The following is a 15,109-nucleotide window of genomic DNA, read 5'->3' on the forward strand; positions in this document are numbered from 1 at the left end:
ACCGTACGACCCGACGGCGAATCGTTCGCTTTGCCGATCGAGTTCGCGGACATCATGACACGCCTTCCGACGGGGAGGGCATAGCCGCGGCCGATGGGGCGACGCGATGGTGGGCCGTGGCGGCCGCGATGAAACTCCTTCACCAACCGGTGTGTCACCGTCGACACAGGGTCACGGGCCACACCGCCCTATCTCCGTATCCCTCGAGCGAGGAGATCCCCGTGCAGCTGATCCGTAGATCCTCATCGGCCGGAAGACGGCTTCGCGCGTTCGGCGCGGTGCTCGTCACCGCTCTCGGACTGACCGCGGCAGTGACCACCGCACCGGCCACTGCCGCCGCGAACGCCTGTCTCACCGGCACACTCGCCTTCGACCATCTCGACGCGGAGGCCGGCCCGAGCAAACCCGTGCGCACGCAGGTGGCGCGGAACGCGAACTGGGAGCTGTGGGGCCGCACCGGCTCCGGCGCGGCGACCCGGCTCTCCAGCGGCATCACCGGCGCGTCCGACGGCCGGTTCTCCGCCTGCCACCCGGCTTCCCTCACCGAGGCGTACGTCAGGTTCCGGTCGAGCAGCACCTCGATGTGGCGAGTGGTCAAGGCCACGAACAACACCACCGACTACACGTTCGACTCGGCACGCCGCACGAACCTGTCCGGCACCCAGGACCTCGGCACGGTAAAGGTGCCCTCCGGCCTGCAGCGGGCGTGGAAGGTGGTCGACACGCTCAACGTCCTCTATTGGAAACGCGCCAACCCCAGCTCGTCCTGCTGGACGAGCCGCCAGTCAGACGGGCGCTGCGACCAGATCACCTTCGTCTGGGATCCGAAGGTCGCCGACGGCGGCTATTGGGACTACCCGAACACGAACTACGTCTTCCTCGGCAACACGATGCCGGATTCGAAGCACCTCGTGCTCCACGAAGCCGGGCACTGGCTGCAATGGCAGCTCTACGGGCGCGGCTTCCCGGTGGTCGAGGACTGCAACCCGCACTACATCGAGAAGCACAGTTCGGAGTCGTGCGCGTGGACCGAAGGCTTCGCGGACGCCGTCGCCGCCTACGCCCTCGGCGACTATCGCTACGTCTACGACAACGGCAACTCCTCCAGCTTCCAGAACGACGCCTCGACGCCGGGCTGGGACCGTGGTGACACCGTGCAGGGCCGGGTCGGCTCCTCCCTGCTGGACCTGTGGGCCGCGAACGGGCCGGACGGCGGGAACTGGAACCGCACGATCGCGCTGATGACCCGCGACTTCAGCCAGGACTTCCGTGAGTACTTCACCGAGGACAGGCCCGCCGCCGGCCTGTCCACGACCGGTACGGCGCGGCGGATCCTCGCCGGGCACACCATTTCGTACTGAGCTGAAGGGGACTTTCCCCGCATGCCATGCGGGGAAAGTCCCCTTCACCGCGTGAGACGCGGGGAAAGCGTCCTTCAGCTCCTGGCCGCCCGGACCCAGGCGGAGATCTCGTCGGCGGTCGACGGGAAACCGCCGGAGAGCAGGTCGTGCCCTGATCCGGTGACCACGACGTTGTCCTCGATGCGGACGCCGAGGCCACGCAGTTCGGGCGGCACGGTGCGGTCGCCGGCGTGGAAGTACAGGCCGGGCTCCACCGCCAGCGCCATCCCCTCCGCCAGCGTGCCCTCGCGATAGCCGGAGGGATGGGCGGCGGCGCAGTCATGGACGTCCAGGCCGAGGAAATGGCCGGTACCGCAGACGATGTAGCGCCGGTGCTGCTGCCCGTCCGGCGACAGCGCTTCGTCCACCGACACCGGGAGGAGGCCCCAATCGTGCAGCCCCGCCGCGAGCACCCCCAGCGCCGTCGTCTGGAAGGCGGCGAAGTCCTGACCGGGGCGCACTTCCGCCAGGGCCGCGACCTGCGCCTTGTGCACCAGGTCGTAGACGTCGCGCTGAGCCGTCGTGAACTCCCCGCAGACCGGGAAGGTGCGGGTGATGTCGGCCGTGTACAGGGACTCCAGTTCGACTCCGGCGTCGAGCAGCAGCAGGCTGTCCTCGGTCACCTCGCCGTCGCAGCGCGTCCAGTGCAGGATCGGCGCGTGCGGCCCGGCGGCGACGATCGAGGTGTAGCCGGGACCGGTGCCCTCGGTGCGGGCACGCCGGTCGAAAGTGCCCTGCAGCCAGCGCTCCCCGCCGCCGCGGACCGCCTCGGGCAACGCGGCCAGCACGTCGGCGAACCCGAGGGCGGTCGCGTCGACGGCGTCGCGCAACTGGCCGATCTCCCAGTCGTCCTTGATACGGCGCAGGTCCGCGAGAACCGTCCGGAGCTGTTCGCTGTGGCCGAAGCCGAACGCGTCGAGCGCCGGGTCGACCCCGGCACCGACCAGGACGCCCGGGTTCCGCCCGCGCAAGCCGTGCGGGAGGTCCTCCAGCGGACGGCAGTCGATGCCGAGCGCCCGCCCGTACGCGGCGGGCCCGGCGGCGGTGCCGACCCACAGCGGGCTGGTATCGGCGTCGCCCACGAAGTCGGGCTCGTCCGCCTCGGCGGGCCGAGGGACGTACAGCGTGGCGTGGTGGCTGTCCCCGGCCGGGGTCAGCACCAGGATCGCGCCCTCACGCTGGCAGCCGGTGAGCCAGACGAAGTCGCTGTCGGCACGGAAGCCGTGGAAGGTGTCGTTGGAGCGCACCACGGCCCGGCCAGCCGCGAGTGCGATCCGTCGTCCGGGCAACTCCGCGGACAGCCTGCCGCGATGAGCGGCGGCGGCCTCGGCGGTGCCGGGCGGCACCTCGACCACGTCGTCGGCGGGCTCCCAGCCGTCACTGATCCAGTTCCGGAACCCCTTGGCGGCCAGCAGCGCGCGCAGATCCGGCCGGGTTCGGTCGCCGGTCATCGGCTCCCCCTTCAGGTAGTCGGACTTCTGCCCGCACCCTCACACCGCGAACGGTCCGGCCGTAATGACCGGCGGCGATAGACTCCGCCTATGGCCCTGGAGATCCGGCACCTGCGGGCGATCTGCGCCATCGCCGAAGCGGGCAGCCTCTCGCAGGCGGCCGCCGCGCTGGGCATGTCCCAGCCGTCGCTGACCTCGCTGCTCCAGCGGCTCGAACGGCAGATCGGCGCGCCGCTGTTCGTGCGGAGCCATACCGGCGTGACCCCGACCCCGGTGGGCGAGCAGACGCTGCGCCGCGCGCTGACCCTGCTCGTGGAGTTCGACCGCTTCGAGAGCGACCTCCTCGGCGCGCTCGGCGACGGCCCCGTCCGGCTCGGATCGTCCCAAATGGACTGTCTGCCCACCTTCGTCGAACGGCTGGACGACGCGCTGCCGGGGCTGGACGTGACCGTCCATGTGGAACCGTCCAGCGCGGTACTGGCCCAAGCACTGGCCCGCGCGACCCTCGACATCGCCGTCATCGCCATGTCCGACGACCAGGAAGTGCCGCTGGCGAAGCATCTGGGACACCGGGTGCTGTTCTCGTGGCTGCCCGTTTTCGTCGGCCTTCCCGCCCGGCACCGGCTCGCCGACGGCTTCGAGGTCGACCTGGCCGACCTCGCCGACGAAGCGTGGATCGGGCCGCCGGGTCCCGAAGACGGCTCGCTGACGTCGCTGCGCGCGGCGACCCACCGCGCCGGGTTCACGCCTCGGATCCGCTTCGAATGCCCCAACGGCGGCGGACGGCACCTGATCGCCGCCGGGCAGGCGGTGCAACTCGTGGAACCGACCGCGCCCGAACTGCCGGGCATGGTCGTCCGTCCGCTGAAGGGCGACCCCATGCGGATGCGGCTCGTGCTCGCGTGGCGCAAGGAGCGGATGACGTGGGACCAGGCGGAGAACGTGTACCGCGCGGTGATGACGTCGTACACGCGGCACGCGATGGCGTCGACGCCGTTCCGGACGTGGTGGGAGCGGCGGCGGAGTTCGCAGTCCTGGGACGGGCTGGTGGACTTCTTCCGGGTGACCGGTACTTGACGCCCACCGCCAGGAAACCACCGCTTTCGAACAGGCTGTAACCACATGCCGCCTCGTTGCGATTGACCCGGTACCTGCGAACGGAGACGGGGGATGATGGCGCAACGGCTCTGGCTGGGCCTGGCGGTCGTCTACACGTGCACCGCCCTGATCCAGCTCTACCTTCTCGCCAGCACCGGCGCCGTCTGGGCCGGGACACTCACCGCGCTCGGCTTCGTGGCGGCACTCCTGTGCACGCTCGCCTCATGGCGGGCCTCGAAGCGAGAACGGGACGACACCAGGGAAATCGACTCGCACCATTCCTAGCGATCGGGGTACGGGGCCGCCCACGACTCCTCCTCCAGACCGATGCCGTTGGCCACGTAGGCGATCGTCCGGTACCAGCCCGCGAGCACGAGGAGTTCCAGGAGCTGCTTCTCCGGATAGTGCCCGGCGAGCGCGGCCCACGCGTCGCCGGAAACCGTTGCCGTGTCGTGGAGTTCATCGACGGCGGCGATCAGGGCGCGATGCCGGACCGACCAAGCCGGATGCGCGGGATCGCCGGAGACGGTCGCTTCGACCTGTTCCGGTGTCAGCCCGACCACCGGTGCGAAAACCGCCGCGTGGACACCCCATTCGTAGCGGCATCCGCAGCGTGCGGTCACCCGCGCGATGACGATTTCCCTGTCCAGCGCGGGTAATTCCCCGTGCGCGAGCAGGCCGGCGCCCAGGACACGCATTCGCGAGGCAAGCTCCGAGTGGTGTTGCAGCAACCTGAACAGCGCCAACGGTTCCTGCGCCACACCGGGCGGCATCCATTTGCGAAGTGCCTTTTCGACGTCCGCCTCGTAGGGCGGGATGAGCGGCGCGATCCGTGCCATGACCACCTCGAGTGCTTCGACTTTCGAACCACTATGCTGCTTCGAAAGTCGAAGCACAAGGGGGTGTGATGCCCGAAGACCCGATCCCGCGCCCCGGACGACCGGTCCGGGGCTCCGAAACCGGCCGCCCGCTCATGGCCGCCCTCGACCTGCTGGGACGCCGGTGGACGCTGCGGGTGATCTGGGAGCTACGCCAGGGCCAGGTCGGATTCCGCGAACTCCAGCGGCGCTGCGAACGCATGTCGTCGAGCGTGCTCACCACCCGGCTCGGCGAGCTCACCGAAGCCCGCATCGTCACCATCGGTGAGGACGGCTACACGCTGACACCATTGGGCGAACAACTCCTCGACGCGTTGCACCCGCTGGAAAAGTGGGGTCTCACCTGGGAAAAGGCCTTGCGCGAGTGACCATGCGCGAGGGTGAATGCCCGTTGTTCACCCGGCGCGGTCTTGCCAGGTGCGGTGAGCAGCGTACGGTGACAGGTACGTGAGGTTGAGTCCACCAGCCCGCGCGAACGACCCGCACGTCCGCGGCCCAGCTCTTTCACAGGGCGACGCGGCGGCGAGTTGACTTGCGCAGCCGTTGTGCAGGCTTACCCGTTGTCCGTCTCGTCCCGGCTATCCGGGAGACCAGCATCATGACCGACCGAATTCCGTCCACGCGGGGCAGCCGCGACGGTCCCGCCCTGAAGACCGTCGTCCACGCGACCGTTCCTCAACCGCGCCCGTCGGACGACCACCTGTTGCGGGTCCGGCGCACCCGATGGAGTGAAAACCTGCTCGTCGTCTCCGCCGCGGGCGAAATCGACCTCGCCACCGCCGGACGGCTCGAGCACGCCCTGCGGGGCGATCTGCCCGCCGCCACCGTGCTGGACCTCACCGAGGTCACCTTCCTCGGCGTCGCCGGGCTGCGGGTCATCGAAACGGCCGCCGCCCGCGGTCACGCCGAACACCGCACGACCGGTGTCGTCGCCAGCACCCGGCCGGTACTGCGGCTGCTGCAGTTGTTCGGCGTCGACGCCCACATCCCCGTGTACCGCCACCTCGCCACCGCACTCCGCGAAGTGCCGAAAGCCCTGCCCGCGCACGGAATCTGAGCCGCGAGGGCGCTCAGGATCCGGCGAGTGGCAGCAAAGTGGAGAGGCCCGTCTTCAGCGCCAGTCGCCGGATCGTCGGCGACGGCAGGAAACTCAGGTCGACACCTTGGGTGGTGCACCGGTCGTTGATCCGGACCAAAGTCGCCAGCCCGGTGGAATCGCAGAAATCGACGTCTTCCAGGTCGACGACGAGGCGGCCGGGCACCGGTTCCAGCGCCTCCTCGAAGCTCTCCTTGAGATCTTCGGACGTCGTGAGGTCGATTTCCCCCGCCACCGCCATGACGACCTGAGCGCCATCCGGCCTGGCGACGGTCACCGAGAACGGCACCTCCCGGCTGTCGCCGTCTCCGCCCGTCACCGTCACACTCCCTCACGATAGGCACCCCGCCAGTCCCGAAGATATCGGATGGCGGCCCCCGCCCGCGCGGCACTCGCACCCCGATCCCGGCGGTGCCTTAGCCTTGACGGTAGATCCGGCGGTCGTGGACCGCGGCGGACGAGGAGGAGAAGCTCCGTGATGCCGATCGACGAGCCGGTGCGGCACAGCACCGACGAGCTGGTCCTCCAGGTCGCCGCAGTCCCCGCCCAGGCCGCCGCGTTGCGGGACGTCCTGGCGAACTGGGCCCTCGAACGGGGCCTCCCCCGTGAGCTGGCCGAGGATCTCAAACTCACCGCCTACGAGGCGATGACCAACGTCGTCAAGCACGCCTATCCGGACGGCACCGACGACAACCTCATGACGATCACCGCCGCGTACGCCGACGGGCACGTCAAGATCACCGTCGCCGACGAGGGCCGCTGGCGCGACGGACGCCGCCCGGACGGCGGACGCGGCCTGCCGATCATCCGCGCCTTCGCACCGGAGGCCTCGGTGACGAGCACGCCCACCGGGACGATCGTCCGGCTCGCCTGGCCCTGCCCGTCCCTCTGACCCGTTCGCCCGGTCAGCTCACCGGAGGGTCGGCGAGGATTCCGTTGACCCAGCTGCCCGGATGCGTGGCGGCGTCCTGCCGCAGCACCGGCAGGCCGGACGGCCAGTCCGCGCTCAGCGCCTCGGTCTGACCGGGCGGGATGGTCACCAGCTTCGCCGGCGTCCAAGAGGTCGAACCCCCGCTGCCGACCGAACCCGGTTCCGGCGTCAGGACGGTGACCGTCGCGGTCGCCGTCGAACCCGCGGGCACCTCGTTGACCCGCACGCCGTTGTCCACGCGCGGCAGGTGGTAGACGGGTCCGTTCGGGTCGTCCGGGCCGACCAGGTCGACGCCGGGCACCCCGTGCAGGCCGCAGGTGTGCGACGAGATGTTCTTGAAGGTCACCGGAACGTCGTACTGGCCTGTCGCCTCTTCGAGCTGCTTCGGCTCACCCAGGGAGACCGCGAGGTCCGCCGTCGCGCACCGCGGCGTGGCGGCTTCCGCCTGACCGGCCACCGTCAGCGCGAGCGTTCCGGTCAGCACGGCGACACCCAGGGAACAACGCTTGATCTGCTTGCTGGACATGGTTTCCTCCCTCGATCGGCGAAAGTCAGGCGGTGACGGCGGTGACCTGGACGGTGGCACCCTTCAGCGGCTCCCCGGCAGGCCAGTCCGCGACGACGGGAACGCCACCCGGCCCGGTCGGCAGGTCGAAGGTGATCGTCGTCGGTGTGCGCGGGTTCGATGCCGCGGCCGAGGCCTGCACGATGCGCGACACGGCCGGGCGCCCCTCACGCAGGTTCACCGGCGCCGCGTTCGCCGCTGTCGCGTCCGGCACGGCGGCGACGTCGTCGATCAGCTGCCCGTCGGCGACGAACGTCAGCGCGGTGGGCGCGCCCTGCAGCTTGCAGTTCGTGGTCGGCGAAGCCGCGGTGTAGGTGAGGACGTAAGCCTCGTGGCCCGCCGCGTGCGACGGGTCCGGTGTCACGGACACCTCGACGTCGGAGGCACCGCAGAGCTTGTCGCTCGGCATCGCCCCGGCGACGCCGCCCGCGACCAGGAGCCCGCCCGCGACCAGTCCCCCGACGGTCATCGCCGTGGCGGCCTTCTTCACCTGGACGTTCATGACATCTCCTCCCGCTCGGTGGTCGATTCACGTTGATCGAACTCACTGGGAAAGATGCCCACGTAGCCCGGGAAGATGCGTGAAGATGATGTTGATCCCCCGAAAGCAACCCCGAGGAGTGACGGGCGTCTTTAAGAACGTCGGGTCGCGTGCGCGGCTGGCGGCCGTGTCGCGAAAGCCACTTTCGGGACGTCTGATGTCCCGAAAGTGGCTTTCGCGACACCGGGAACGGCTGACGTGGCCGCACCCCTGACTGTCCACTCGGGACACTTCAGGTAGGTGAATGTCTGGTTGACCGCTTTGCGACGGGGTGGTCGTGAGTGGCGATCACGAAGGTAGTGAAGGCCTCCATCACTACTCTCAAGGTAGGCAAGGGGCCCTTCACGGCCCGCCCCCCGTGAACGACCGCAGCCAGAAGCCGGTAGACACCCTCGGCCCTAACCCGAATCGCCACTCACGACCCAGTCGTATCGCGCCATCAGAAGGTCTTCACAGCCCGGCAGGCCGAGACCGCCGGCAAGATCACCGGACGACGTCGTAGACCAGCTTCTGGACACCGTTGCCGTACGCCTCGCTCTCGACGAGCTTGAGGCTCTGCTTGTCCTTGTCCGTGTCGCTGAACAGCTTCTTGCCCGCGCCGAGCAGGACCGGGAACAGCAGCAGGTGGTAGCGGTCGATCAGGCCCGCGTCGGCGAGGTTCCGGTTCAGCTCCGCGCTGCCGTGGACGATGATCGGCCCACCCTCGGTCTCCTTGAGCTCGGCGACGTCGTCCAGCGAACGCAGGATCGTGGTCTCACCCCAGTTGTCGACCAGCTCGTCTTCGCGAAGCGTGCTCGAGACGACGTACTTCGGCATCGCGTTGTAGCCGGCGAACTCCACGGTCATGTCCGGCCACACCGGCGAGAACGCCTGGTAGCTGACCCGGCCCATCATCATCGCCGTGGCCTCGCCCTGCTCACGGCCCTTGAGTTCGTAGGCCGCTTCGTCGAACTCGATGCCGTTGAAGGTCCAGCCGGAGTTGCGGTAGCCCGGCTCCCCGCCGGGCCCCTCGACGACGCCGTCGAGCGAGACGAACGCGGTGGCGATCAGGGTGCGCATCTGGTTTCTCCTTGGTCGATCCGAACTGCTTTCGACACTACGTCGACCGGGAACCGGCGGATTCGACACGGCACTCGAAAAAGTTTTCAGCCCTCGGCGTCGCGGACCAGCAGGGCGATCTGGACCCGGTTCTCGACGCCGAGTTTGGCGAGCATGCTGCTCGTGTGGGCCTTCACCGTCGCGACGGTGATGTCCAGTCTCCGCGCGACGTCGGTGTTGGACAGTCCGTCGGCGATGGCGGCCGCGGTCTCGCGTTCGCGGTCGGTCAAGGTGGCCAGCAGATCGCGGGCGGTGCCGCGGGACGCCCGGCGCGCGTCGGACGAATGCGGTCCGGTGGCCGCGGCGATCAGCCGGGCCGTGGCCGCGGGCGAGAGCGCGGGTTCCCCGGTGGCGACCGTCCTGACGGCGGCCAGGATCCGCGGCGGCGGGGTGTCCTTGAGGACGAACCCGAGCGCGCCGACGCGCAGCGCGCCCAGCACCATCTCGTCCGAGTCGAACGTGGTGAGCACCAGGACCCGCGGCGGCTCCGGGAGCTTGAGGATCTCCTCGGTCGCGCTGAGCCCGTCGCGACCGGGCATCCGGACGTCCATCAGGACGACGTCGGGCCGCTGCTCCCCCACCACGGCCACCGCGGCGTCGCCGTCGGCCGCCTCGCCGACCACGACGAGGTCGGGTTCGCCGTCGACGATGAGCCGCAACGCCATCCGCACCAGATTTTCGTCGTCGACCAGCACGACCCGGATCCGCTCGCTGTCCATTCACTCGCTCCCTTCGCGGACCGGCCACGGTAGCCGCGCGGCGAGGACGAACCCGCCGCCGGGCTCCGCGTGGTGGTCCAGTTCGCCGCCTGCCAGCTCGACTCGCTCGGAGAGGCCGAGCAGGCCGAATCCCGAGACGGGCGGGCCCGTGGCCTTCCGCGAGGCACCGGAATCCCGGACCGTCGCCCGCAAACCGTCGCCCGCCGTCCCCTCGACGGTGACCGACACCCTGGCTCCCGGCGCGTGTTTCCCCGCGTTGGTCAGGCCTTCCTGCACGATCCGGTAGACGGTCCTCGCGATCGCGGCAGGCGGTTCGCCTGTCGTCGTGGCCGTCAACGTGACGTCCAGGCCCAGCGACCGCGCGTTCGCGACGAGCGCCGGGAGGTCCTCGAGCGAGGGTTGCGGTGGTTCCAGGCCGTCCGGGCTCGCCCGCAGCACACCGAGGACGTCCCGCAGTTCCTCCAGAGCCTGATGGGAACCCTCGGCGATGCCGCGGGCCAGTTCCGCGACCTGATCGGCGGGCAGGTCCGGGCGGTGCCCCAGCACTCCGGCCTGCATGGCGACCAGCGAGACCCGGTGCGCGAGGACGTCGTGCATCTCGCGGGCGATCCGGTGCCGCTCCATGATCCGCGCCTCGGCGGCTCGGGCGGCCTGCTCCCGTTCCGCGCTCGCGACCTGTTCCCGCAGGGAGCGCACCTCCTCCCGCCGCGCGCCGATCGCGGCGCCCACGGCCACCACGATGCCCACCATCAAGGTGGGGAGACTGATCACCAGCCACAGCGGTCCCGTCGACTCGCGGTGCGGGTAGAAGTCGGCGGTCAGCACCGCGGTGATCACGGACAACACGGCCGCGACCACCGTCTCCGCCGGTCGCCGCCGGGTGGCGAGCGAACAGAGCGCCAGCAACGACGCGCCGCCCGCCAGGACCGAAACCGTCGAGGCGAGGATGACCGAGAGCGTGATCGTGACGGGGAACCGGCGACGCCACAGCAGCGCGATCAGGCAGGCGAGGGCGATCAGCGGATCACCGGTGATCATCCAGTCGATTCTCGGTCCCGTCGCTCCCACCGGCAGTTGCGACGCCGTGACGATCCAGATCAGCACGCCCATCGCGGCCGCGGCCAGCAGGCGCCAGGCCTGTTCCCACAGCCGGACGGGCGGCGCGGTGGCGGGGTCGGTGATCACCGGCCCATCATGGTCGACCCGGCCGCCGCGGCGCATGAGGGCACAGGACGATCCCGGCTCCGACCTCGGTCGCGGCCGGGATCGACTTTGGTCGGACAAGGCGCGCGACGCGGCGCCGATGTGCCGGCCGCCCATCCCGGCGATGCTGGGCCCTGACCGTGAAACAGGAGGTAGGGAGCATGACCAAGGGCGGCTATCTGGGGCTGCAGATTCTCGGGATGGTGGCCGTCGCCGCCTTCGCGCAGGCCGCCATCCGCAGTCTCTTCGATCATTCGGCGGCCCAGTTGTGGGGAGCGTTCGAGTGGGTACCCGGTGGGTGGGGCGGCAGGCTGATCGTGTTCCTGCTGCTCGCGGCTGCCGGAGTGGTACTGGCGGGCTGGGCGCACGACCGCGGCAAGCAAGTGTCCCGCTAGGGGAACGCCGGTCCGCTAGGATCCGCAGCCGGGCGACTTCCGTCTACATCGGACGGAAGTCGCGGGGCTCGTCGATCGCGGGAGAGTGCATGGCGGACGGAGTTGGCTCGCTTTCGGGGTGGTCGGGCGATCCCACCGAAGTGACCAGCTACGTGGGCCGCGACGTCGAGACCGGCGAAGCGCGGCGCCTGCTGGAGGTCTCTTCGCTGGTCACGCTGACCGGACCGGGCGGCGTGGGCAAGACCAGGCTGGCGTGGCGGATCGCGGCGGCCCACCGTGAGGCGACCGCCGACGAGGTCGCGTTCGTGTCGCTGGCCGAGCTGCGGGAACCCGCGTTGCTGGTGCCGACCGTGGCGAACGTGCTCGGCTTCGGCGACCGTTCGGCGAAACCGGCCATCGAGGTCGTCGTGGAGGCGCTGCGGGCGAGCCGCTTGCTGCTGGTACTCGACAACTGTGAGCATCTGGTCGACAGCTGTGCCTGGTTCGCCGACACCATCGTCCGGGAATGCCCGCAGGTGACGGTGCTGGCCACGAGCAGGCAGTCCCTCGGCGTGGCGGGCGAGCGGGTCCTGCCCGTGCCGCCGCTGGCGGTGCCGGAGCAGGGCGACTCCTTCGAACGCGTGGTGAGCGACGAGTCCGTGAGGCTGTTCGTGGATCGCGCGACCGCGGTGGCGCCGTCGTTCCGGCTCACCGAAGACGACGTCGAACCGCTGATCAGGCTGTGCCGCAGGCTCGACGGGCTGCCGCTGGCCATCGAACTGGCCGCCGTCCGCGCGCGGGCGTTGTCCCTGCGTCAGCTGGCCGACCGGCTCGACCGGCAGTTCTCCGTGCTCACCAAGGACCGGCGGGGCCGGCCGGAACGGCACGAGACCATGCGGGCGCTGATCGACTGGAGCCACGACCTGTGCACCGGTCCCGAACGCCTGCTGTGGGCGCGCGCGTCGGTGTTCTCCGGCAGCTTCGACCTCGACGCCGCCGAACAGGTCTGTTCCGGCGGCGAGCTGCCCAGCGAACGCGTTCTCGAAGTCGTCGACGGGTTGCTCGACAAGTCCATCCTGCTGCGCGAGGAGTACCCGGGCGGCGTGCGGTACCGCATGCTGGAGTCGGTGCGCGAGTACGGCGTCGACAGGCTGAGCGAGGCGGGCGGGACGGCGGAGCGCCGGAAACGGCACCGTGACTGGTTCGCCGAACTCTCCGGCCGGTACGCCGCCGAGTGGCTGGAGACCGATCAGCTCGGCTGGATCGGCAGGCTGCGGCGCGAACACGCGAACCTGCGCGTCGCACTCGACTTCTGCACCGGCGGTCCCGAGGACGCGGTCATCGGGTTGCGGATGTTGCGCGACGTCAAGGAGTTCTGGATCGTCCGCGGGCTGAACACCGAGGGCCGGATGTGGGTCAGGCGGCTCGACGAGGCCGCGGCGGCGGATGTCCCGGAGCGGGCACACGTGCTGTGGCTGTCCGGTTTCCTGGCGCTGGTGCAGGGCGACATGCCCGCCTATCGGTGCATGGTGGACAGGGCGGCCGTCGAGGCCGAGGCCGGCGGTGACGAGCTCGCCGCCGCGTACGTGCTCCACGTCCGCGCCTACGCCGCGCTGATCGGCAACGACATGCCCCAGGCGTCGCGTCTGTTCGGCACGGCCATCGACCTCTTCCGCGCCCACGGCGACGAGGGCGCGGACCTCTGGGCGAGCTACAACCACGGGCTGGCCATCTGGCTGGACGGCGACATCGACCGCGGCCGGGCGGTGCTCGCCGAATCCGTCGAGCGCTGCGAGCGGCGGGGCGAGGTCTTCTGGCGGGGCTGGGCGCTGTGGTCGCGTGCCGCCGCCGAGTACCTCCAGGGCGATCTCTCCGTGGCGAGCCGCTGCTGCGAGCAGATCCTGCGCCTGCATCCCCGGGTGGACGACCGGGTCGTCGTCGGGTTCACGCTCACCGTTCTGGCGGGCTGCGCGGCCCGCACCGGACGTCCCAACCGGGCCGCGATCCTGCAGGGCGCCGCGATGAACGTCTGGCGCACGGTGGGCGCGTGGCCGACGCGGTACGAGGCGTTCACCGAACCTCTCCAGGCCGACACCGACGCCGTGACGGCGGCGCTGGGCTGGGAGGTCGCGATCAAGGAGTTCGCCGACGGCGCCGCGATGCCCACCGGCGACGCCATCGCGTACGCCCTCGAAGAGCGCTCCCTCGCGCCGCGGAAACAGGCCGCGCAGGTGCTCACCAAACGCGAGACCGAGATCGCGCACGTGGTCGCTGAGGGGCTGACGAACCAGGAGATCGCCGACCGGCTCGGCATCGCCCGCCGCACGGTCGACACCCACATCGACCACATCCTCACCAAACTCGGCTATTCCAACCGCGTCCAGGTCGCCACGTGGGTGACCCGGTCCGCGGACTCGGCCTGAGGCTCACGCCGCCCTGATCGGGGTGGCCGGCCGGGCCGGTTCGGAAGCGAGCAGATCGGCCCGCAAGGCGATCCGCAGGTCCAGTCGCTCCTCGGGATCGTCGAGCCGGGCACCGAACAGGACACGGAGACGGCGGAGGCGGTTGCGGACCGTCTGCGGGTGGACGCCGAGGTTGTTCGCGATCTCGGGCGCCCCGCCGCGGGCGGCGAGCATGGCTTCGAGGGTTTCGGCGAGCTTGGTGCGCTCGTTCGGCGGCAGATCGGCGATCGGCGCCAGGCTGCGCGTGACGAGCGCGCCGGTGAGCACCTCGTCGGCGAACAGCCAGTGCGTGGTCAGGTGATCCGACCAGCGCACGAGAGGGCCGTCCTCGATCACCTCCCGCCGGACCAGTTCCAGCGTCCGGCGGGCCCACCGCAGGGAGGCCGCGGCCTCGGCGGGCGCCACCGCGGGCCCGACCGCCGCCCGTGTCCCCGCCAGGATGCCGCCGATCTCGACGTCGTCGGGCACCAGGAGGTGCGGATATTCGCCGGTGAGGTCGGCCAGTACCTCCGGGCCGAACGAGGCGCGGATCGCGCCGGGCTCCGCGGCGATCGCGACCACCCGGGCGGGCGGGACCCAGCCCGCCTCGGCCGCGAGGGCGACCCACTTCGCGGGCGGTCGGCCGCTCAAGATCTCCTTCAGCAGGTCGCGGCGCAATTCGGCCACCGAAGGCGTGTGCGCGGCGCGGTAGGCGGTGGTGGAAAGCCGGATCAGGACGTCGGCGCAGCGGAGCAGGGCCTCCACTCCGGTGTCCATCAGGGCCGATCCGGCCCCGGGCTGCCGTGACAACGAGGCCAGCACGGGCAAAGCGCCCCGTCCCGCCGAGTGGTAGGCCCGCGACAGCCGGTCCAAGCCCTTGCCCGCCGCGTATTCGGCAACCCCGAGCTCCCTGAAGGCGTCCGCACCGGCAGCGATGCCCAGCGCGGAGTCCATCGCGTCGTACTCCAGGACCAGCGCGACGAACTCCGTGGCGCGCGTGTCGAACAGGGGCGCGTGCTCGGGAAGGGAATGCCGGATGCCGTCGACGACCGCGCGGGCGATCACGAGGGCTGCGGAGCGGGCCGGGGTGGCGCGGACGGGAGCGGAGACAGGGCGGACTGGAGCGTGGGACGCGGTCATCGTCGACCTCCGGGGCAGCGGGAATCGTCGGGCCGCCGAGTCTGCTACCGCGGAGTAGCGGGGCACATCGGGTGAATTACGTACTCGCGCCCATTCGGCCTATGGATCACCCGTTCGTGGTGGTCAGGCCCGGGAGCTGAAGGGGCCTTTCCCCACATTGGATGCGACGAAGGG

Annotated in this window: 17 protein-coding genes; 8 read left to right on the forward strand and 9 right to left on the reverse strand. The window is 70.4% G+C overall.

What is annotated here, in order from left to right; genetic code table 11:
- Positions 1 to 221: 221 nt before the first annotated feature.
- Entirely contained in the window at positions 222 to 1,361 is a 1,140-nt protein-coding gene (locus tag ACLJRM_RS02880; RefSeq protein WP_410662163.1) for a metalloprotease, read from the forward strand.
- 74 nt (positions 1,362 to 1,435) lie between these two features.
- Here the strand turns inward: ACLJRM_RS02880 and ACLJRM_RS02885 are convergent, their stop codons facing one another.
- Entirely contained in the window at positions 1,436 to 2,851 is a 1,416-nt protein-coding gene (locus ACLJRM_RS02885; RefSeq protein WP_410662164.1) for an aminopeptidase P family protein, read from the reverse strand.
- Positions 2,852 to 2,941: 90 nt separating this feature from the next.
- Between ACLJRM_RS02885 and ACLJRM_RS02890 the strand changes: the two genes are divergently transcribed.
- Entirely contained in the window at positions 2,942 to 3,928 is a 987-nt protein-coding gene (locus ACLJRM_RS02890) for a LysR family transcriptional regulator (RefSeq protein ID WP_410662165.1), read from the forward strand.
- 93 nt (positions 3,929 to 4,021) lie between these two features.
- Positions 4,022 to 4,234, forward strand: coding sequence for a hypothetical protein (locus tag ACLJRM_RS02895; protein WP_101607493.1), 213 nt, complete (start codon positions 4,022 to 4,024; stop codon positions 4,232 to 4,234).
- Here ACLJRM_RS02895 and ACLJRM_RS02900 read toward each other — a convergent pair.
- Entirely contained in the window at positions 4,231 to 4,788 is a 558-nt protein-coding gene (locus ACLJRM_RS02900; protein ID WP_410662166.1) for a carboxymuconolactone decarboxylase family protein, read from the reverse strand. The genes ACLJRM_RS02895 and ACLJRM_RS02900 overlap by 4 nt on opposite strands.
- 68 nt (positions 4,789 to 4,856) lie before the next feature.
- Between ACLJRM_RS02900 and ACLJRM_RS02905 the strand changes: the two genes are divergently transcribed.
- Both ACLJRM_RS02905 and ACLJRM_RS02910 read left to right on the forward strand, forming a co-directional pair.
- On the forward strand, positions 4,857 to 5,195 hold the full coding sequence (locus tag ACLJRM_RS02905; protein WP_101607492.1) for a winged helix-turn-helix transcriptional regulator: 339 nt from the start codon (positions 4,857 to 4,859) through the stop codon (positions 5,193 to 5,195).
- Positions 5,196 to 5,425: 230 nt separating this feature from the next.
- Positions 5,426 to 5,884, forward strand: coding sequence for an STAS domain-containing protein (locus tag ACLJRM_RS02910; protein ID WP_101607491.1), 459 nt, complete (start codon positions 5,426 to 5,428; stop codon positions 5,882 to 5,884).
- Positions 5,885 to 5,897: 13 nt separating this feature from the next.
- Here ACLJRM_RS02910 and ACLJRM_RS02915 read toward each other — a convergent pair whose 3' ends face one another.
- A complete protein-coding gene (locus ACLJRM_RS02915) occupies positions 5,898 to 6,242 on the reverse strand; it encodes an STAS domain-containing protein (protein WP_410662167.1) in 345 nt (114 codons plus the stop codon).
- Positions 6,243 to 6,401: 159 nt separating this feature from the next.
- Here ACLJRM_RS02915 and ACLJRM_RS02920 point away from each other — a divergent pair, with 159 nt between their 5' ends.
- Positions 6,402 to 6,815, forward strand: coding sequence for an ATP-binding protein (locus ACLJRM_RS02920; protein ID WP_101607489.1), 414 nt, complete (start codon positions 6,402 to 6,404; stop codon positions 6,813 to 6,815).
- A 13-nt stretch (positions 6,816 to 6,828) separates the two neighbouring features.
- Here ACLJRM_RS02920 and ACLJRM_RS02925 read toward each other — a convergent pair whose 3' ends face one another.
- The 5 genes from ACLJRM_RS02925 to ACLJRM_RS02945 form a co-directional block, all read right to left on the reverse strand.
- Positions 6,829 to 7,380 carry a DUF4232 domain-containing protein gene (locus ACLJRM_RS02925; RefSeq protein ID WP_101607488.1) on the reverse strand — a complete coding sequence of 184 codons (552 nt, stop codon included), beginning with the start codon at positions 7,378 to 7,380 and terminating at the stop codon, positions 6,829 to 6,831.
- Between the two features lie 25 nt (positions 7,381 to 7,405).
- On the reverse strand, positions 7,406 to 7,921 hold the full coding sequence (locus ACLJRM_RS02930; protein ID WP_410662168.1) for a DUF4232 domain-containing protein: 516 nt from the start codon (positions 7,919 to 7,921) through the stop codon (positions 7,406 to 7,408).
- 522 nt (positions 7,922 to 8,443) lie between these two features.
- Positions 8,444 to 9,019, reverse strand: coding sequence for a dihydrofolate reductase family protein (locus tag ACLJRM_RS02935; RefSeq protein ID WP_410662169.1), 576 nt, complete (start codon positions 9,017 to 9,019; stop codon positions 8,444 to 8,446).
- 86 nt (positions 9,020 to 9,105) lie between these two features.
- On the reverse strand, positions 9,106 to 9,777 hold the full coding sequence (locus ACLJRM_RS02940) for a response regulator (RefSeq protein WP_410662170.1): 672 nt from the start codon (positions 9,775 to 9,777) through the stop codon (positions 9,106 to 9,108).
- Positions 9,778 to 10,962 (reverse strand): sensor histidine kinase, encoded by a 1,185-nt coding sequence (locus ACLJRM_RS02945; RefSeq protein WP_410662171.1) that lies wholly within the window; start codon positions 10,960 to 10,962, stop codon positions 9,778 to 9,780.
- 179 nt (positions 10,963 to 11,141) lie between these two features.
- Between ACLJRM_RS02945 and ACLJRM_RS02950 the strand changes: the two genes are divergently transcribed.
- Together ACLJRM_RS02950 and ACLJRM_RS02955 are read left to right on the forward strand one after the other, a co-directional pair.
- Positions 11,142 to 11,375 carry a hypothetical protein gene (locus ACLJRM_RS02950; protein WP_101607483.1) on the forward strand — a complete coding sequence of 78 codons (234 nt, stop codon included), beginning with the start codon at positions 11,142 to 11,144 and terminating at the stop codon, positions 11,373 to 11,375.
- 89 nt (positions 11,376 to 11,464) lie between these two features.
- Positions 11,465 to 13,777 (forward strand): ATP-binding protein, encoded by a 2,313-nt coding sequence (locus ACLJRM_RS02955; RefSeq protein WP_410662172.1) that lies wholly within the window; start codon positions 11,465 to 11,467, stop codon positions 13,775 to 13,777.
- Positions 13,778 to 13,780: 3 nt separating this feature from the next.
- Here the strand turns inward: ACLJRM_RS02955 and ACLJRM_RS02960 are convergent, their stop codons facing one another.
- The gene (locus tag ACLJRM_RS02960; RefSeq protein WP_410662173.1) at positions 13,781 to 14,935 is read right to left on the reverse strand and encodes a helix-turn-helix domain-containing protein; all 1,155 of its coding nucleotides are present in this window, start codon (positions 14,933 to 14,935) and stop codon (positions 13,781 to 13,783) included.
- Positions 14,936 to 15,109 lie beyond the last annotated feature (174 nt).

Source organism: Amycolatopsis sp. lyj-84, from assembly GCF_046549075.1.
GTDB lineage: Bacteria > Actinomycetota > Actinomycetes > Mycobacteriales > Pseudonocardiaceae > Amycolatopsis.